1 protein-coding gene is annotated in these 221 nt (G+C 45.2%); it reads left to right on the forward strand.

The window, feature by feature from the left end; translation table 11 throughout:
* Positions 1-75: 75 nt before the first annotated feature.
* Positions 76-138 carry a putative holin-like toxin gene (locus FD50_RS12900; RefSeq protein WP_222843308.1) on the forward strand — a complete coding sequence of 21 codons (63 nt, stop codon included), beginning with the start codon at positions 76-78 and terminating at the stop codon, positions 136-138.
* The last annotated feature ends 83 nt before the right edge of the window (positions 139-221 follow it).

Consider the following 221-nt stretch of genomic DNA (forward strand, 5'->3'; position numbering starts at 1 on the left):
TGAGGCTCATGGGAACATGGAATAATCTTCAGGAAGGCTTCACAGTCAATGAGCGTCTTTCAGACACTCTCGTTGATGTTGCTGTTTGGCACGTTTTTAATCGCGCTACTCAGCTATATCGACAAACACCACAAATGAAAAAGCCGCCCCACATAACTTTGACCGGTTATGGGGCGAACTAGTGTTGTTTTAATATCTGCCACCGTCTTTAACGGCTCTAC

It is taken from the genome of Liquorilactobacillus satsumensis DSM 16230 = JCM 12392 (assembly GCF_001435195.1).
Taxonomy (GTDB): Bacteria; Bacillota; Bacilli; order Lactobacillales; family Lactobacillaceae; genus Liquorilactobacillus; species Liquorilactobacillus satsumensis.